The sequence below is a fragment of the Brotonthovivens ammoniilytica genome (genome assembly GCF_025566885.1).
In the GTDB taxonomy this organism is placed as follows: domain Bacteria; phylum Bacillota; class Clostridia; order Lachnospirales; family Lachnospiraceae; genus Brotonthovivens; species Brotonthovivens ammoniilytica.
Map to the genome: position 1 here is coordinate 687725 of NZ_JAOQJQ010000001.1, position 16594 is coordinate 704318.

Genomic DNA, 16594 nt, shown 5'->3' on the forward strand with positions numbered 1-16594 from the left:
ATTCCGTCCGCTTACGCTTTCAGAATGACCTTCCGAGATCTCAATCTATGATGAGACTAATTCTTATTCTTCTGTTTCTTCCGCAAAATCATCTTCTGTAATCAGAGCTTTCATGCTTAAGCTGATCTTTTTATCTTCTTCGCTGAAATCAACAATTTTTGCTTCGATTTCCTGACCAATTGCCAGAACATCAGATGGTTTATTTACATGCTCTCTGGAAATCTGAGATACATGAAGCAGAGCATCCACACCAGGAGCCAGCTCTACAAATGCACCAAAGTCTGTCATTCTTGCAACTTTTCCTGTGACAATTGTACCCACAGCATATCTTTCCGCAGCATTATTCCATGGATTTTCCTCAGCAAATTTCATGCTGAGAGCAATTTTAGTATCTTTAATATCTTTAATAAATACCTTTACAGCCTGTCCAACGGTAAATACTTTCTTTGGATTCTCAACACGTCCCCAGGACATTTCAGAAATATGAAGCAGACCGTCAGCTCCGCCAAGATCAATAAATGCACCAAAATCTGTAATATTCTTTACAGTGCCTTCCATTACATCGCCTACCTGGATTTTCTCCAGTAATTCCTTCTGCATCTGCTCTTTTTTAGCAACCAGAAGCTGTTTTCTGTCACCGATAATTCTTCTTCTTCTCGGATTAAATTCTGTTAATACAAATTCGATTTCTGTATCTTTGTATTTGCTTAAATCTTTTTCATATACATCGGATACAAGGCTTGCAGGAATGAAAACCCGTGTTTCATCTACAACAACGCTTAAGCCGCCGTCTAAAACCTGTGTAACAGGAGCTGTAAGTACTTCGCCGTTGTTGAACGCTTCCTCTAGACGTTTGCTGCCTTTTTCTGCCGCAAGACGTTTGTATGTAAGAAGAACCTGTCCTTCACCGTCATTTACTTTCATAACTTTTGCTTCCATAGTATCTCCTACAGAAACTACATCGAGTAAATTAACACTGGAATCATTTGTATATTCATTACGTGTAATAATACCATCTGATTTATAGCCAATATTCAGAATAATTTCATCTGGTTTCACATCTATAACAGTGCCTTCGACTACCTCTCCATTCCTAATTGTTTTTAAAGATTTTTCCAACATTTGTTCAAAGCTCATTTCTGACATACTTTTGAACCTCCTCAATAATATTATTTGGGGTTGACGCCCCAGCTGTAATACCTACGTAGCCGAAACGCTGAAACGTGGAGTTTTCCAAATCGTCTTTCGTTTGTATAAAGTAAGTATTTTTGCATTTTTTACTGCAGATCTCGAACAGTTTCCTGGAATTGGAACTGCTCTTTCCGCCGATTACAATCATTGCATCCACCTGGCCGGATAACGCTTCCGCTTCTTTCTGGCGCTGCTCAGTGGCACTGCAAATTGTATTTAAAACAATTCTATCATAACCTTTTTCAGATATAATTTCAACTAAATCTTGAAATTTATTATAATTAAAAGTTGTCTGGGAAACAATACAGACCCTGCCCTCTTTTGGAACGGTAAACTTTTCTGCTTCCTCTTGTTCCGACAATATCGTTGTTCGCTGGGGGTCTGACCATCCATAAATCCCCTGTACTTCCGGATGGGCCGCGTCTCCGATAATAACAACATAATATCCCTGACTGCTGTATTCTCTGACATATTTGTGGATCCGCAGCACAAAGGGACAGGTTGCATCCACTACCCGCAGACGGCTTTGTTCCATTCTCTCCCGGATCTTTCTTGAAACGCCATGGGAACGGATAATAATAGTGCCGCACTCTTTTTGTTCTATTTCTTCCACCGTTTTAAGAACCGTTACCCCTCTTCTTTCTAGTTCGCTGACAACCTCTTCATTATGAATAATCGGTCCAAAGGTATAAATGGGCCGCTGTCCGTATTCAATTTCATGATAAACGGCGTCTATGGCCTTTTGTACGCCAAAACAAAATCCTGCGCTTTTTGCTGTTTTCAGTTTCATCTTTTTTCTGTAATTTTCGCCGCCCCGGCGAGCTTTATAATTTTTTCTGTTACCTGTTCTATTGTTAAATCAGAGGAATCTAAAACCACCGCATCGTCAGCCGCTTTTAAAGGGGAAATTTCTCTGTGCATATCCCGGTAATCCCGGTCCTCAATATCTTTCTCTATTTCGCTGAGCTCACAGTCAATGCCTTTCTCTATAAGTTCCTGATACCGGCGGACTGCTCTTGTATGAACGCTGGCCGTTAAATAAATCTTTAACTGAGCATTGGGTAATACACATGTTCCGATATCACGTCCGTCCATAATAATATCCTCCGCTGCAGCGATTTCCTGCTGCAGGCTGGTAAGTTTCCTGCGCACTGCCGGATAGGCGCTTGTAACGGAAGCCATTTTTCCCACCTCTTCCTTTCTGATCTCAGAAGAAACGTTCTGCCCGTTTAAATAAATCTGCTGTGAGCCGTTCTCATACTTTAACTGAATCTGAATCTGATCACAGCACGCGGTAATCAGCTCCTCTTGTTCCGGTGCAATCTGATGTGTCATAAAGTAATAGGCCATGGCCCGGTACATAGCTCCGGTATCCACATACAGAAAATTCAGCTTTCCTGCCGCCAGTTTTGCAATGGTGCTTTTTCCGGCTCCTGCCGGTCCGTCAATGGCAATATTATAACTCATTTTTTATCCTCTTTCTATTCTGTTCAAGTCCCGCTCTCGCAAGACTGTGTGCGCAATTGAAGTCAGCTTTGCTGACAATATTCTATTCCCAAGCGCTGCACATCTGATATACTGATTCCTGCCAGATATCCTGTAGACCACGCAATCTGAAGGTTAAATCCCCCGGTCAGCGCATCAACGTCCAGAATTTCTCCGGCAAAATGCAGATTTTTTACTATTTTAGACTCCATTGTGGACGGATTGACTTCTTTTACCGAAACACCGCCCCGGGTAATAACAGCTTCCTGAAAACCTCTTGTTCCGGTAATTGTACACGGAAATGCTTTTAATAATTCAACAAGATCGAGACGTTCTTCCTTTGTAATACTGTTTACCTGTTTGTCAGGATCAATCCCTGATAATTCAATAATCACGGAAATCATTTTTGCAGGAAGCAGCTTTCCTATCACATTCTTAAAAGCTCTGTTGGGATTCTCCTGAAAATCCCGGCAGATCCGCTTATCCAGCTGTTCCTTTGTAAGGGCCGGCTTTAAATCAATCAAAAGCTGCGTTTCGCCATGATAAATGGCATCATTGGCCACGGCGCTGGCGCTTAAAATCAGCGGTCCGCTGACTCCAAAATGAGTAAACAGCATTTCGCCAAACCCCTGAAACAATTCTCTTTTTCCCTTTTTTAATACAACGGATACGTTTTTCAGTGACAGCCCCTGCATTTCCTTAATATAAGCTTCTTTCACTTCCAGAGGAACCAGCGACGGTTTTGGCTCAAGAACGGTATGGCCTGCCTGTGCGGCCAGCTCATAAGCCTGTCCGTCTGAACCGGTTACCGGATACGAACAGCCTCCCGCTGCCAGAATCACACTATGGGCATTCCATACTTTCTTTTTTCCATTACAGAGGGCTTCCACACCTGTAACCTGCTGATTAGAAATCAGTAATTTCGTCACTTTTGTATTATAACAGATTTCCACCTGATAATTTTTTAAAATTTTATGAAAGGTTTTGATCACATCCGAAGAATGATCTGACAGGGGAAACACCCGGTTTCCACGCTCAGTTTTTAATTTCAGTCCATAATCTTCCATCAGCTGCATAACAGCCTGATTGTCAAAGGCATAGATACTGCTGTATAAAAACTTGCTGTTGCGGACAAATGATGCAAACAATGTATCAAGATCCGATGCATTGGTCAGATTGCAGCGTCCTTTTCCTGTAATATAAAGTTTTTTTCCCAGCTTTTCATTCCGTTCAAGAAGCAGCACGTTATGTCCGCAGAGAGCGGCGCCATAGGCAGCCATCATTCCGGCCGCTCCTCCTCCTATTATAATTACATCACTCATGGAAGATCCTCCAGTCTGGCATACCGCATCTTCATATGATCGTCGATATGATTAATTTCATCATTTTCATAAACCTGATATTCATCCCAGATATCCTCAAGCATCTCAAGGGTCTTGGCTACCTCTCCCTGCTTTTTCATGCAGAGGGCAACAATCAGTGCATTAATCACACTTAAAGGGGCCACCAGAGAATCTACAATGGAAGCCATATCACTTTTTGCAATCAAATTACAGGAGGAATACAGATTCATAGGAGAATGAATGCTGTCTGTCAGCGTAATTACTTTGGCGCTTCTGTTATTGGCAAACTCCATTGCTTTTAAAGTACGCATGGAATAACGTGGAAAACTGATGCCGATAATGACATCCTCTTCACTGATTCGAACCATCTGTTCAAATAATTCACTGGAATTATTTGTATGAAGAAGGTGAACATTATCAAACATCAGGTTAAAGTAAAAGGCTAGAAAGCTTGCTAAAGGAGCACAGCTTCGAATGCCGATAATATAAATATGTTTTGCATTTAAGATAATATCAAGAGCCAGCTCAAAGGCATTCTGGTCAATATCATCCAACGTGCTTTTTATTTTTTCCGCATCGGATTGAAGCACGGTTTCTAGAATTTTTGACTGACTGATTCTTCCGTAAGTAACCTCCATCCTCTGAATGGAATTTAATTTATTGCGAACCAGTTCTTCAAGTGCCTTCTGAAACTCCGGATATCCTTTGTATCCAAGATAAGTGGCAAAACGCACCACTGTGGACTCACTGACACCTACAATTTTTCCCAGCTTTTCCGCGGTCAGAAATACAGCCTTGTCATAGTTATCTGTAATATAGGTGGCCAGAAGTTTCTGCCCTTTGCTCATAGAGCTGTATTTTTCATTTATGCGATTCGTTAATTCATTTGTATTGCTCATACCAAAACCTCCACCGGGTTACAGTATAGCATTTTCCGTTTTTATTGAGAAGCTTTTTGAAGGAATTCCTGCAAAAACTGTTCCACGCACCATCCCAGGTCAAAGGCTGTCACATTTTCGTTGACAAAAAGTTTTTTAGAACCAATATATGTATCATTTACATAATAGTTTGCCGTACCTGCTTCCTGACCTTTTTTCAGCGGTGCATGCAGCGTATCCGGACAATCATAAGTAACGGATATCTGATCTGAATCCGAAATGAGACAGGAAATTTCTTTTTCTTCTTCTTTTAAATTTACGTTCTTTGGAAACTCATACTTTTCTGATTCTTTTTTTACCCCGCCGGATATTTTTATTTCAGGAATCTCTTCGTCTTTACTGATCACCTGTTTTTCATAGTTTTCATTTCCGTAAGCAATCAGTTTTTTGGAATCTGACCATTTATAGCTTTTGTGATTAGGCCAGCCGCAGGCAAGCAACGCTAGTGTATAAACCCTTCCGTTTTCTTTATAGGCACATACATAGCAGTAACCGGCCTTTGCTGTGTAGCCTGTTTTTCCGCTGACGGCCCCCTTTTGCATACTTAAGAAACTGTTTTTGTTAGACAGCTGATACGTATGCTTCTTTTTCAGATCTGTAAACGTATGATTTTTTGCCTGGGTAATTTCCAAAAAGGTATCATTTTTAATACAGTAACTCATAATTTTAGCAAGATCATAGGCGGTAGTTCCATGATCCCCTCCATCATCCGAGCCATCCAGTCCATTAGGTGTCACGAAATGACTGTTTTCACACCCTAGCTCCTCTGCCTTTTCATTCATCATTTTTGCAAAATTTTCTACAGAGCCTCCCAGTGCTTCTGCAATCACAACTGCGGAATCATTATGGGATTCCAGCATCAGTGAATACAGAAGATCTTTCAGATAAAACTGATCTCCCTTGGAAAATCCGCATTTTGTCTCCGGCATTTTGCAGGCATATTCAGATACCGTACAGATCTGATCCATGCTGCCATTTTCAATGGCAAGTATACAGGTCAGAATTTTTGTTGTACTTGCATTGGGCATCACTGTGTCCTGATTTTTTCCATATAAAATCCGGTTATTTTCTCCATCTATTAATACGGCTGACTTTGCATACAGTCCAAGGTCCTTTTGCTGGTCAGTTTTGGCCTCCTTTTCTCCCCCCTGTTCTTCCGTTTTCTGTTCCTGTGCCAGAATCAGATGGCTGGAAACAGAAAATACGGCAAGCTGGCAGACAAGCAGAAAGCAGACAAGAATTCTTTTAAATTTTCTTTGTTTCACAGATGATATCCAGTCCGTTTTTCTATACTTTATGGCCAATCCCGTAAAAATATTACAAAAAGGACTCTGAAAGTCTGTTTGTGCCGCTCATTGAATACAGGATTTTAAACATGCAAAAGGCAGCTAAAGAACATACAATTTCGTACGTCCCCAGCTGCTCCTTTTGCCTGCTGTTATTTAAAGGATAGGTAATTACCTTGATGTTGGCATATCCCACGCATCATGATCTGTATGAAGAAGCTCATGTGCTTTGTGAGATAATGGTTTTTCAAAGAAATCTTTGTACGCTGCAATTACAGACGGATTCTCATGTGAGAAACGAAGGGGATTCTTTTTATCCAGATCGTACAGTCTTGCTCCACGTACATCAGCCAGTTCCACGCCGTCTGTAATAGGCTGGCCGCCGCCGCCTGCACATCCGCCCGGGCATGCCATGATCTCAACAAAATCATATTCTGCTTCGCCGGCCTTAATTCTTTCAATTAGTTTTCTTGCATTTCCAAGTCCGCTGGCAATTGCCGCACGAATGGGAATACCTGCAATCTCAATATTTGCTTCACGAATGCCTTCCATACCACGAACAATCTGGAATGCATCCGGATCAGGATTTTCTTTATTTAATACAAAGTATGCAGTTCTTAAAGCAGCCTCCATAACACCGCCGGTTGCTCCGAAGATAACAGCGGCACCGGTACCTGCCCCAAGAGGCATATCAAACTCTTCTTCCGGAAGTAACGCCGGAGAAATCAGTTCTGCTTTCAGCATACGATCCAGCTCTCTTGTGGTAAGGGATACATCTACATCCTGTCCTGCACCTGCATCATTCATAACCGGAAGGGCACACTCTGCTTTTTTAGCGGTACATGGCATAATAGATACAGAAAAGATTCTTGAAGGATCTACATCCAGAACCTGAGCATAATAGGATTTCGCAACCGCGCCAAACATCTGCTGCGGAGATTTTGCAGTAGACAGCTGATCTGTCATTTCCGGATACTGGGATTTTAAGAAACGAACCCATCCCGGACAGCAGGATGTATACATGGGCCATTTATACTGATCGCGGTGTGTCATTCTCTCTAGAAACTCATTTCCTTCTTCCATAATCGTAAGATCGGCACTGAAATTGGTATCAAATACATAATCCACACCTACAGCACGAACAGCTGCCGCCATACGTTTTTCTGTTGCCATGGAAGCAGGAAGTCCAAGACCTTCTCCCCATGCTGCACGAACAGCCGGAGCGATCTGCACAACAACAATTTTATCCGGATCATGAACGGCATCCATAACTTTCTGGATATCATCTCTTTCATGAAGTGCTCCGGTAGGACAATGTGTAATACACTGACCGCAGACTGCACAGTCCGCATCTGTGATTTTACGCATTTTAGATACATCTACATTGGTACGCTTTCCTGTATTTACAATATCCCAGATATTTAAACTCTGTACTTTATCACAAATCTGCACGCAGCGCATACATTTGATACATTTGCTTGCATCTCTGATCAGCGGAAAATCTTCCTGCCATTCAAATGGAGAGTAATCCTGGTCAAAAGGAACGTCATTAATGTTCAGATCAGAAGCGATCTGCTGTAAGGTACAGTTTCCGTTTCTCTGACAGGCTGCGCACCGGTAGTCATGCTGTGACAGTATAAACTGTACATTCATTCTTCTTGCATACTGGGCTTTCCTGCTGTTTGTATAAACAACCATACCTTCTTCTACTTTTGTATTACAGGATGCTACCAGTGTCTCTTTACCTTCTACTTCTACACAACAGACACGGCATGCACCGATTTCATTAATTTCTTTCAGATAACAAAGAGTAGGGATTTTAATACCAACAGTTGCAGCGGCAGTTAAAATTGTAGTACCCTCCGGTACCTGAACTTTTTTATTATTAATTGTTAAATTTACCATCTGTCCTGTCTGCCTCCTCTCAAAACTCCGCATCCGTGGCGGTCACAGCGCAGACAGCGGCTTGCTTCCTGAACTGCTTCTTCATCACTCATGCTGTATTCAATATGGTCAAAGTTCCGTTTGCGCGCCCAGGCTTCTTTCTCCGCCAGATTTACACGTCCGCATGGTACTTTATCATTTAATAGTGGTTCCGGAATCTCAACATCCACAGAAATCGGATGGTGGTATCCAAGATATTCATCAATATTTGCCGCAGCAACTTTACCTGCGCCGATAGCTTTGATTACAGTTGACGGACCGGATACGCAGTCGCCCCCTGCATAAATGCCAACCATATTTAAAGCGCCTGTTTCGTCTGCACAGAGACGTCCGCGGTTTGCAGCAATACCAAAATCTTCAAATGGTTTGGAAACGATATCCTGTCCGATTGCCACAAGAACCACATCACATTCCATTCTCTCTTCCGGTTTATTGGCTTTTCTTGGTGCAGGTCTTCCGCCCTTTACAGGACCGATGATCTGAGGCTGCACCCAGAGAGCACAGGCATTTCCTGAAGCGTCAGCTTCCACCCTGAGGGGTGCTTTTAATGTTACCAGCTCGATACCTTCTGCAATTGCGCCTTCTACTTCTTCCGGCAGGGCAGTCATATCTTCCTGACGTCTTCTGTATACAATACTTACTGTTTTTGCATTTGCACGCATTGCAGTTCTTGCACAGTCCATAGCAACGTTTCCGCCGCCAACAACAACAACACGTTTTCCGGTAAAGTCAGGATAATTGTTATCTCCGATTTCACGAAGCATATCGACAGCTGAAATCACATTGCTGCTGTCTTCCCCTTCCAGACCCAGTTTTTTGTCTGTATGAGCGCCGATTGCCATATATACTGCATCGTAATCATGACGGATTTTTTCGATTTCCGCTGTTCCGATATTGGCATTTAATTTTACTTCTACACCAGTGGAAAGAATTGCATCAATGTCTTCCTGGAGTCTTTCCCTTGGGAACCTGTAATTTGGAATACCATACCGAAGCATACCGCCAAGCTGAGCTTTTTCTTCAAATACAGTTGTCTGATGTCCCATCAGCTGTAAAAAATATGCTGCTGTCAGTCCACTTGGGCCGCCGCCGATAATGGCAACTTTTTTGCCGGTAGACGGAGCACATGCCGGTGTGGGCACTGTATTGGTAGGTGCCTGATCTACAATATAACGTTTCATGCCCCGGATATTTACGGAATCATCAATCATATTGCGGCGGCATCTTGCTTCACATGGATGCTCACAGATCAGTGCACATGCTGTAGGGAACGGATTGTCCTTCCGGATCAGACGGACTGCATCTGCACAACGTCCTTCACCTGCCAGCGCAATATATCCCGGAATGTCCACATTTGCAGGACACAGCGTAACACACGGAATTGGCTGCTCAAAAGTACCTGTGCATTTATGTTCTTTTACATGAGATATGTAATCTTCTTTAAATCCTTCAAATCCTGCCAGAATCATTCTAGCTGACTCAAATCCAATAGCACAGTCTGCAGAATTTTTAATATTTTCTGCTGTTTTTTCAATTAAATCCAGCGTTCTCATGGTTGCGGTATTATCCAATACGCTCTCCATAAGCTCTTCCAATTTTCCAAGCCCTACACGGCATGGAACACATTTGCCACATGTCTGTGCATGGCAAACTTTCAAAAATGCTAATTGCATGTCTACAGGACAGACCCCTGGTGGATTAGCGACGATTCGCTGTGTAAATTCTTTCATCAGTTTTTCTGTGGTAGAATTTACTTTGTCTGTAGAAACTACTGATAACCTGCTCATATCCTATCCTCCTAAATTTTTTCTTATAAATAATTTTTATCTATAAGAAATAAGCCGTAGTTATTTAAAGGCCCTTTTTCTTTTGTTAAAGATGAACAAAAAATGGAAATGGAACCCCCAAATATCTTAACACTTATTCTAAAGGATAATCCCATTTAATACAATACTAACTATTGTGCAAGTCAATGATGGATTCGTAAGTCAATTACAAATATGTAACTCTTTTTTTGTGGAATATGCTGTTCTTTTTAATTGTTTTTTGTGCATATTGGTTTCTTTTAAAATTGTATTAATATAAATACAATCATAATTAACTAATTTTTAATTGGTATCTTTAGTTAATAATACCAATCCGGTGCAATGCTATCCATAAAAGTGAAAAAGAAATACCGGACCTGCCCGATATTCCTTTTCCATCTGTATTTTACGAAACACTATTCTATTTCTATACATCTAACTTTAACTGAATCTCCTCCTGGGCTTCCTGCTTAAATTCCTCTATTTTTTCCGGGTTTAATACCGGAAGCTCATCTACAGACTGAACCCCAAAGCATCTTAAAAATTCTTCTGTTGTCCCAAGAAGAATCGGACGCCCCGGAACATCCAGACGTCCCACTTCTGCCACCAGCTGATATTCCAGCAGCTTATTCACCGCATGACCGCAGGATACCCCCCGGATTTTCTCGATTTCCAGTTTTGTTACCGGCTGTTTATATGCAATAATAGAAAGTGTTTCCAGTATCACATCCGTCAGCACATGTTTTTTCGGCTGTTTTGCAATTTTAATGAGATACTCATACATTTCAGCCTTCGAGCACATCTGGTAGGAACCGTCAAGCTCCAGTATCTGAATACCATGTCCCGGCCACTGATAGCGCTCCATCATATTTTCTATAATTCTGCGGGTCTCCTCTTCCGGAAGCTCTAATGCTCTGGCTATTTTAGAAAGTTCCACGGAATCCCCCATGGTAAATAAAATTGATTCAATAACCGCCTCGTATTTTTCCTGTTCCATATTCTCCACCAAATGATATCGCTATGATTTAAGAAACTTTAACCGGATCTTTAATATTTGACCGGATTAAAATTTCATCAAATAAATGTTCCTGGGTAATGCTGATTTTTCCGGTTTTCATAAGCTCTAAAACAGCCAGAAATGTTACAATTACTTCCGTACGGCTCCTCTGGCGCTCCAAAAGACTTCGGAAACGAAAACTGGTATGATTTTTTGCATAGATTTCTAGATACTCCATTTTATCTTCCACTGAAACTTCTTCTTTTTCAATTTTGCCAAATTTTGAACGAATGGGATCAATTTTATCCACTTGTTTTTTCATTACAGATTGAAAAATCTGATTCAGCTTCTGAAGATTTAGGTCTGCTGTAAGCTCATCCAGATCCACAGGCTGTTCATATTTTTTTACTTCCTCCGGAATACTGGGCATTTTAAACAACAGACGGCCGGCGTCCATCTGACGGTCCTTTAACTCATAGGACATATATTTATACATTTTATACTGGAGCAGCTGTTCCACCAGCTCTGTCCTGGGATCTTCTGCTTCTTCATCTTCTGCTTCTGCCGGAAGCAGCATCCTGGATTTAATGTCCAGCAATGTAGCAGCCATAACAAGAAATTCACTCATAATATTGAGATCCTCTCGCTGCATCTGACGGATATATTCCATATACTGATTTGTAATCTCTACAATTGGAATATCGTAAATATTTACTTTGTTTTTTTCCAGAAGATGAAGCAGCAGATCCAGCGGCCCCTCAAAAGTTTCCAGTTTCACTTGCAAATCCATATTATTTATCCTTTACTACCAATAACGTACAGATTTCAGGCATTCAGCATCCTGTCCACATATAAAAATCCCCAGCAGTTTGGGTTCCCTTTAATTTCTACAATTGCTTTGTAAAGCTTCAGTTTTACCTCTGTAGGTGTAAGATCCGGATATCTCTCCAGCAGCAATGCGATCATTCCCGTTACAACCGGCGCAGCCATGGAGGTACCGCTTTTCATAGCCATACCGTTTTGGGACTGAATGCCGCAGCTTCGGATATTCGTTCCAGGGGCAAGTATCTCCGGCTTAATAATACATTCCTTTGTGGGACCGGTACCGGAATATCCTTTTTTTAATCCCAGCCGGCTTCCGGCATTTCTGTCATCAATGCTTCCCACTGTAATAATTTTTTTTGCAATTCCGGGATAGGTAACCGTATTTTCTCCGGGACCGTTATTTCCGGCGGCAGCTACTACTACAATGCCCTTAGACCAGGCATAGTCAACAATATCCAGAAGCTTATTCTGATCTGTTTTTTCAGTACTTTCCGCCATACCTACAGATATATTTATAATTTTAATTTTATTTTTCTGATTATTTTTTACAATGTCATCAATGGCCATAATGACAGAACGGATTTTTCCGTTTCCCCCGGCATTTAATACCTTATATATATGAAACAGGCACCCCGGAGCCACTCCTTGAAATCTGGCCTGGGGAAGATGGCCGCCGATAATTCCGGTTACATGTGTTCCGTGCCCGTTATCATCATACATTTGGGGCAGTGCATATACATAATCCTGAAACGAAATAATCCGACCCTCAAACGCAGCATGGGCAAAAGCACCGGTATCCAGAACCGCTACATGAACACCCCTGCCATATATATTTCTTTCGTAGGCATATTCTGCATGAACTAATTTCAGAACCCGATTCATAAAATTCCTTTTTATTTTAAGTTATTCCAAATAAGATCATGGGTTCCTTATAATGAAATGCTGAGTCTAAAGATCCAGACACAGCTGCATTTGGATTTTACACTCAGCAATCATTCTTTCGTGTTTATTTTGACAGCATTTCCGGTTTTACATCTTTCATGCTGAAACTGATTCTGCCCATTTTATCTTTGCCAAGGCATACAACCGTTACTATATCACCAAGTGTCAGAACATCTTCTACCCTGTTGATACGTTCTTTGGAAATTTTTGAAATATGAACCATTCCTTCTTTTCCCGGAGCAAACTCAAGAAAAGCACCAAATTCTTTAATGCTGATAACCTTCCCGGTAAATATCTGGCCTGCTTCAAAATCAGTTGTAATGATTTTAATGTATTCGGAAGCTTTTTCCATAGCTGCAGCATCCAGTCCGCAGATAGAGACATTTCCTTCGTCAGAGATATCAATTTTAACGCCGGTCTCTTCAATAATACTGTTGATTGTTTTTCCTCTCTGACCTACAACATCGCCGATCTTTTGAGGATCAATCTGCATGGAAATAATTTTTGGAGCAAACTCACCTACTGTTTTTCTAGGTTCTGCAATTGCAGGTGTCATTACTTCATTTAAAATGTATTCTCTTGCCTCTTTTGTTCTGGCAATTGCTTCTTCTACAATGGGTCGTGTCAGACCATGAATCTTAATATCCATCTGAATGGCAGTAATACCATCATGTGTGCCGGCAACTTTAAAATCCATATCCCCAAAGAAATCTTCCAGTCCCTGAATATCGGTCAGCACAAGATAATCATCATCGGTATCACCGGTCACAAGACCGCAGGAAATACCTGCAACTGGTTTCTTAATGGGTACGCCGGCTGCCATCAGAGACATTGTAGATGCACAGATGCTGGCCTGTGAAGTAGAACCATTGGATTCAAAGGTCTCTGAAACAGTACGGATTGCATACGGAAACTCTTCCTCTGTTGGAAGTACAGCTACCAGCGCTTTTTCTGCAAGAGCTCCATGTCCGATTTCACGTCTTCCCGGTCCTCTAGAAGGTTTTGTCTCTCCTACAGAGTAAGAGGGGAAATTATAATGATGCATATATCGTTTCGATGTTACGTTTTCGTCCATACCATCAACTCTTTGTGCCTCTGAAAGTGGCGCCAGTGTTGTAATGGTGCAAATCTGTGTCTGACCTCTGGTAAACATAGCGGAACCATGAACCCGGGGAATAATATCCACTTCTGCAGCCAGCGGACGAATCTGTGTCACGGCGCGGCCGTCCGGACGCTTCTGGTCTTTTAAGATCATTTTTCGCACTGTCTTTTTCTGGTACTGATAAACAGCCTCGCCTAATACTTCCAGCCACTCTTCCTTCTCAGCAAATGCTTCTTCCAGCTTTTCTGTAATAGCGCGGATATTTTCTTCACGCACCTGTTTTACATCTGTAAATACTGCTTCTTCCATTTCAGCGGGAGTAACAATCTCTCTGATTGCATCAAACATTTCTTCCGGAATGGCACAGCTTGTGTATTCATGCTTTTCTTTACCAACTTCTGCAACAATCTCATTGATAAATGCAATAATTGTCTGATTGATATCGTGAGCCATATAAATAGCTTCAATCATTTTGTCTTCTTTAATTTCGTTGGCGCCGGCTTCGATCATAATTACTTTTTCAGAAGTGGACGCAACTGTCAGCTGTAAATCTCCGCTGTCCCACTGCTCCTGGGATGGATTCACAACAAATTCCCCATCTATCATACCCACCTGTGTCATAGCGCAGGGACCGCAGAATGGGATATCTGAAATACAGGTAGCAATTGCAGAACCGATCATTGCCACAATTTCCGGACGGCAGGACGGATCTACACTCATAACAAGATTATTTAAAGTTACATCGTTTCTGTAATCTTTCGGGAATAGAGGACGCATGGGACGGTCGATAACACGGGCTGTGAGAACGGAATTTTCGGACGCCTTTCCCTCTCTCTTATTAAATCCTCCCGGGATTTTGCCTACTGCATACATTTTTTCCTCAAACTCTACGGATAACGGGAAAAAATCAATTCCATCACGAGGTTTGTCTGAAGCTGTGGCTGTACTTAATACAACCGTATCACCATAATGCATAAGTGCTGCACCGTTTGCCTGGGCTGCCACTCTGCCGATATCCACTCTTAACGTTCTGCCGGCAAGTTCCATTGAATAACTTTTAAACATATATCATTCTCCTTTTGAAATAAATTTCAGCAGAAGAAACCGAAACTACTGATCTATACACAGACTATGCTGTATATACATCAGTGGTCTCGGAAATCCTCCTTCTGCTGCAAGATACACACTTACCAGAAATAAACATACCTGGTAAATAAAATAGAGCGGAGTACCGCTCTATTTTTTGATCCAATAGAAAATCTTTTTCAATAGGAAACTTCATTCTCTATTGGTTCAAAACACTCCGTGCAGGATAGCACGCTGCAATCCGGAAATTATTTTCTGATACCTAATTTTGCAATCAAAGTACGGTAACCTTCCAGATCTTTTTTCTGAAGATATGCAAGTAAACCACGTCTCTGACCTACCATTTTAAGAAGACCTCTTCTGGAATGATGATCCTTCGGATGCTCTTTTAAATGCTCGGTAAGTTCTTTAATTCTTGCTGTTAATACTGCAATCTGAACTTCCGGTGAACCGGTATCATTGGGTGTTCTGCCATATTCCGCCATAATAGCTGCTTTTTTTTCTTTAGAAATCATTGTTTCTACCTCCTGTTTTCAATTATCGCCCTCTAATTGTGTGCTACTAAGTATCAGGTTGGAGATTCCAGACACTGAGTATGGGCTGTTCACACTTTGTTCAATATATCATAAATTTTTCCTAATGTAAATAGATATCTTTCTACTTCCTTAAGAGGCCGGCATGTTTCCAAAAAACTTCGTTCCCCTTACTTTCCACAAACACCAATTAAGATGCTTCATATTTGTCCAGTCTGTCTTTGCAGATCTGAATATCTTTCTTCATCTGCTTTTTAAGTTCTTCTAGAGATCTGAATTTTCTCTCCGGCCTGATATAGCTGCAGAGAGACACTTTTATGGCTTTATCATAAAGGTTATCATCAAAATCAAAGATATAAGTTTCTACTCCCGCCGGATACTCCCCGTTTACTGTCGGCTTCTTTCCGATGTTGGATATCCCCCGGTAAATATCACCATTAATCGCTATATGCGCGGCATATACCCCGAAAGGAGGAAGCAGTTTAGCTGCCGGAGGCAGCAGATTGGCCGTGGGCGCCGCAATGGTTCTGCCAAGCTCATTTCCATGCAGGACTTTACCGCAAAAGAAATATTCATATCCAAGAAGCTCATTGGCTTTCTCGATCTCCCCCTCCGTCAGCAGCCGGCGAATCCTTGTACTGCTGATATCGGTCCCTTCAAACTGCCGTTTTTCAAAAATTTTTATTTGATATCCGTATTTAGGGGCACAGCGCTTTAACAATTCATGGTCACCCTGACGTTTATATCCGAATCTGAAATCCGTCCCTGCCACAATTTCTCTGATGGGCATCCGGTCTGCCAGCATTTTTAAAAATGCTTCTGCATCCATTTTCATAATTTCATCATTAAATGGACACTCAATGACATAATCAATCCCATCTTCATAAAGCAGCTGCATTTTTTCTTCATCCGTTGTCAATATTTTCATTTCGGAATCAAAATGTACTTTCGGGGAGATACTAAAGGTAAGCACCGCGCTTTTTAATCCCCGCTTTTTTCCCTCCTTAAGGGCATCCATCAAAAGAGAATGCCCCCTGTGAATTCCGTCAAACTTTCCAAGGGATAAAATCACATCTTCATTAATTTTAAAATCCAGCGTATCTTTTATTATCTTCAT

The 16594-nt window shown here is 41.5% G+C and carries 14 protein-coding genes; all 14 read right to left on the reverse strand.

The features are described from left to right. Positions 1-63: 63 nt before the first annotated feature. Positions 64-1146 carry a 30S ribosomal protein S1 gene (rpsA, locus tag OCV88_RS03160; protein WP_158424174.1) on the reverse strand — a complete coding sequence of 361 codons (1083 nt, stop codon included), beginning with the start codon at positions 1144-1146 and terminating at the stop codon, positions 64-66. Next, positions 1127-1981, reverse strand: coding sequence for a 4-hydroxy-3-methylbut-2-enyl diphosphate reductase (gene ispH, locus OCV88_RS03165; RefSeq protein ID WP_158424175.1), 855 nt, complete (start codon positions 1979-1981; stop codon positions 1127-1129). The genes rpsA and ispH overlap by 20 nt, the downstream gene beginning before the upstream one ends. After that, positions 1978-2658: a (d)CMP kinase gene (cmk, locus tag OCV88_RS03170; RefSeq protein ID WP_158424176.1), complete on the reverse strand. Its 681-nt coding sequence runs from the start codon at positions 2656-2658 to the stop codon at positions 1978-1980. Before cmk ends, ispH begins: the two co-directional genes overlap by 4 nt. Positions 2659-2720: 62 nt before the next feature. Continuing rightward, a complete protein-coding gene (locus OCV88_RS03175) occupies positions 2721-3998 on the reverse strand; it encodes a BaiN/RdsA family NAD(P)/FAD-dependent oxidoreductase (protein ID WP_158424177.1) in 1278 nt (425 codons plus the stop codon). Further along, positions 3995-4918, reverse strand: a complete 924-nt coding sequence (locus OCV88_RS03180) for a MurR/RpiR family transcriptional regulator (protein ID WP_158424178.1) — start codon at positions 4916-4918, stop codon at positions 3995-3997. Before OCV88_RS03180 ends, OCV88_RS03175 begins: the two co-directional genes overlap by 4 nt. Before the next feature lie 41 nt (positions 4919-4959). Next, a complete protein-coding gene (locus OCV88_RS03185; RefSeq protein WP_158424179.1) occupies positions 4960-6222 on the reverse strand; it encodes a D-alanyl-D-alanine carboxypeptidase family protein in 1263 nt (420 codons plus the stop codon). A 192-nt stretch (positions 6223-6414) separates the two neighbouring features. After that, entirely contained in the window at positions 6415-8148 is a 1734-nt protein-coding gene (locus OCV88_RS03190) for an NADH-dependent [FeFe] hydrogenase, group A6 (RefSeq protein WP_158424180.1), read from the reverse strand. After that, the gene (locus OCV88_RS03195) at positions 8142-9974 is read right to left on the reverse strand and encodes an NAD(P)-binding protein (RefSeq protein WP_158424181.1); all 1833 of its coding nucleotides are present in this window, start codon (positions 9972-9974) and stop codon (positions 8142-8144) included. The genes OCV88_RS03190 and OCV88_RS03195 overlap by 7 nt, the downstream gene beginning before the upstream one ends. A gap of 445 nt (positions 9975-10419) precedes the next feature. Next, on the reverse strand, positions 10420-10989 hold the full coding sequence (gene scpB / locus OCV88_RS03200) for an SMC-Scp complex subunit ScpB (RefSeq protein WP_158424182.1): 570 nt from the start codon (positions 10987-10989) through the stop codon (positions 10420-10422). Positions 10990-11017: 28 nt separating this feature from the next. Further along, the gene (locus tag OCV88_RS03205) at positions 11018-11779 is read right to left on the reverse strand and encodes a segregation and condensation protein A (protein ID WP_158424183.1); all 762 of its coding nucleotides are present in this window, start codon (positions 11777-11779) and stop codon (positions 11018-11020) included. A gap of 35 nt (positions 11780-11814) precedes the next feature. After that, positions 11815-12696, reverse strand: coding sequence for a S8 family peptidase (locus tag OCV88_RS03210; RefSeq protein ID WP_158424184.1), 882 nt, complete (start codon positions 12694-12696; stop codon positions 11815-11817). 124 nt (positions 12697-12820) lie between these two features. Further along, positions 12821-14923 (reverse strand): polyribonucleotide nucleotidyltransferase, encoded by a 2103-nt coding sequence (locus OCV88_RS03215; protein ID WP_158424185.1) that lies wholly within the window; start codon positions 14921-14923, stop codon positions 12821-12823. Between the two features lie 269 nt (positions 14924-15192). Continuing rightward, the gene (gene rpsO / locus OCV88_RS03220) at positions 15193-15459 is read right to left on the reverse strand and encodes a 30S ribosomal protein S15 (protein ID WP_158424186.1); all 267 of its coding nucleotides are present in this window, start codon (positions 15457-15459) and stop codon (positions 15193-15195) included. A 208-nt stretch (positions 15460-15667) separates the two neighbouring features. Next, positions 15668-16594: a bifunctional riboflavin kinase/FAD synthetase gene (locus OCV88_RS03225; protein WP_158424187.1), complete on the reverse strand. Its 927-nt coding sequence runs from the start codon at positions 16592-16594 to the stop codon at positions 15668-15670.

Coding starts and splice junctions, on each gene's coding strand:
- rpsA (WP_158424174.1), bottom strand. CDS start 1,146: ATGTCAGAAATGAGCTTTGAACAAATGTTGGAAAAATCTTTAAAAACA.
- ispH (WP_158424175.1), bottom strand. CDS start 1,981: ATGAAACTGAAAACAGCAAAAAGCGCAGGATTTTGTTTTGGCGTACAA.
- cmk (WP_158424176.1), bottom strand. CDS start 2,658: ATGAGTTATAATATTGCCATTGACGGACCGGCAGGAGCCGGAAAAAGC.
- OCV88_RS03175 (WP_158424177.1), bottom strand. CDS start 3,998: ATGAGTGATGTAATTATAATAGGAGGAGGAGCGGCCGGAATGATGGCT.
- OCV88_RS03180 (WP_158424178.1), bottom strand. CDS start 4,918: ATGAGCAATACAAATGAATTAACGAATCGCATAAATGAAAAATACAGC.
- OCV88_RS03190 (WP_158424180.1), bottom strand. CDS start 8,148: ATGGTAAATTTAACAATTAATAATAAAAAAGTTCAGGTACCGGAGGGT.
- OCV88_RS03195 (WP_158424181.1), bottom strand. CDS start 9,974: ATGAGCAGGTTATCAGTAGTTTCTACAGACAAAGTAAATTCTACCACA.
- scpB (WP_158424182.1), bottom strand. CDS start 10,989: ATGGAACAGGAAAAATACGAGGCGGTTATTGAATCAATTTTATTTACC.
- OCV88_RS03205 (WP_158424183.1), bottom strand. CDS start 11,779: ATGGATTTGCAAGTGAAACTGGAAACTTTTGAGGGGCCGCTGGATCTG.
- OCV88_RS03210 (WP_158424184.1), bottom strand. CDS start 12,696: ATGAATCGGGTTCTGAAATTAGTTCATGCAGAATATGCCTACGAAAGA.
- OCV88_RS03215 (WP_158424185.1), bottom strand. CDS start 14,923: ATGTTTAAAAGTTATTCAATGGAACTTGCCGGCAGAACGTTAAGAGTG.
- rpsO (WP_158424186.1), bottom strand. CDS start 15,459: ATGATTTCTAAAGAAAAAAAAGCAGCTATTATGGCGGAATATGGCAGA.
- OCV88_RS03225 (WP_158424187.1), bottom strand. CDS start 16,594: ATGAAGATAATAAAAGATACGCTGGATTTTAAAATTAATGAAGATGTG.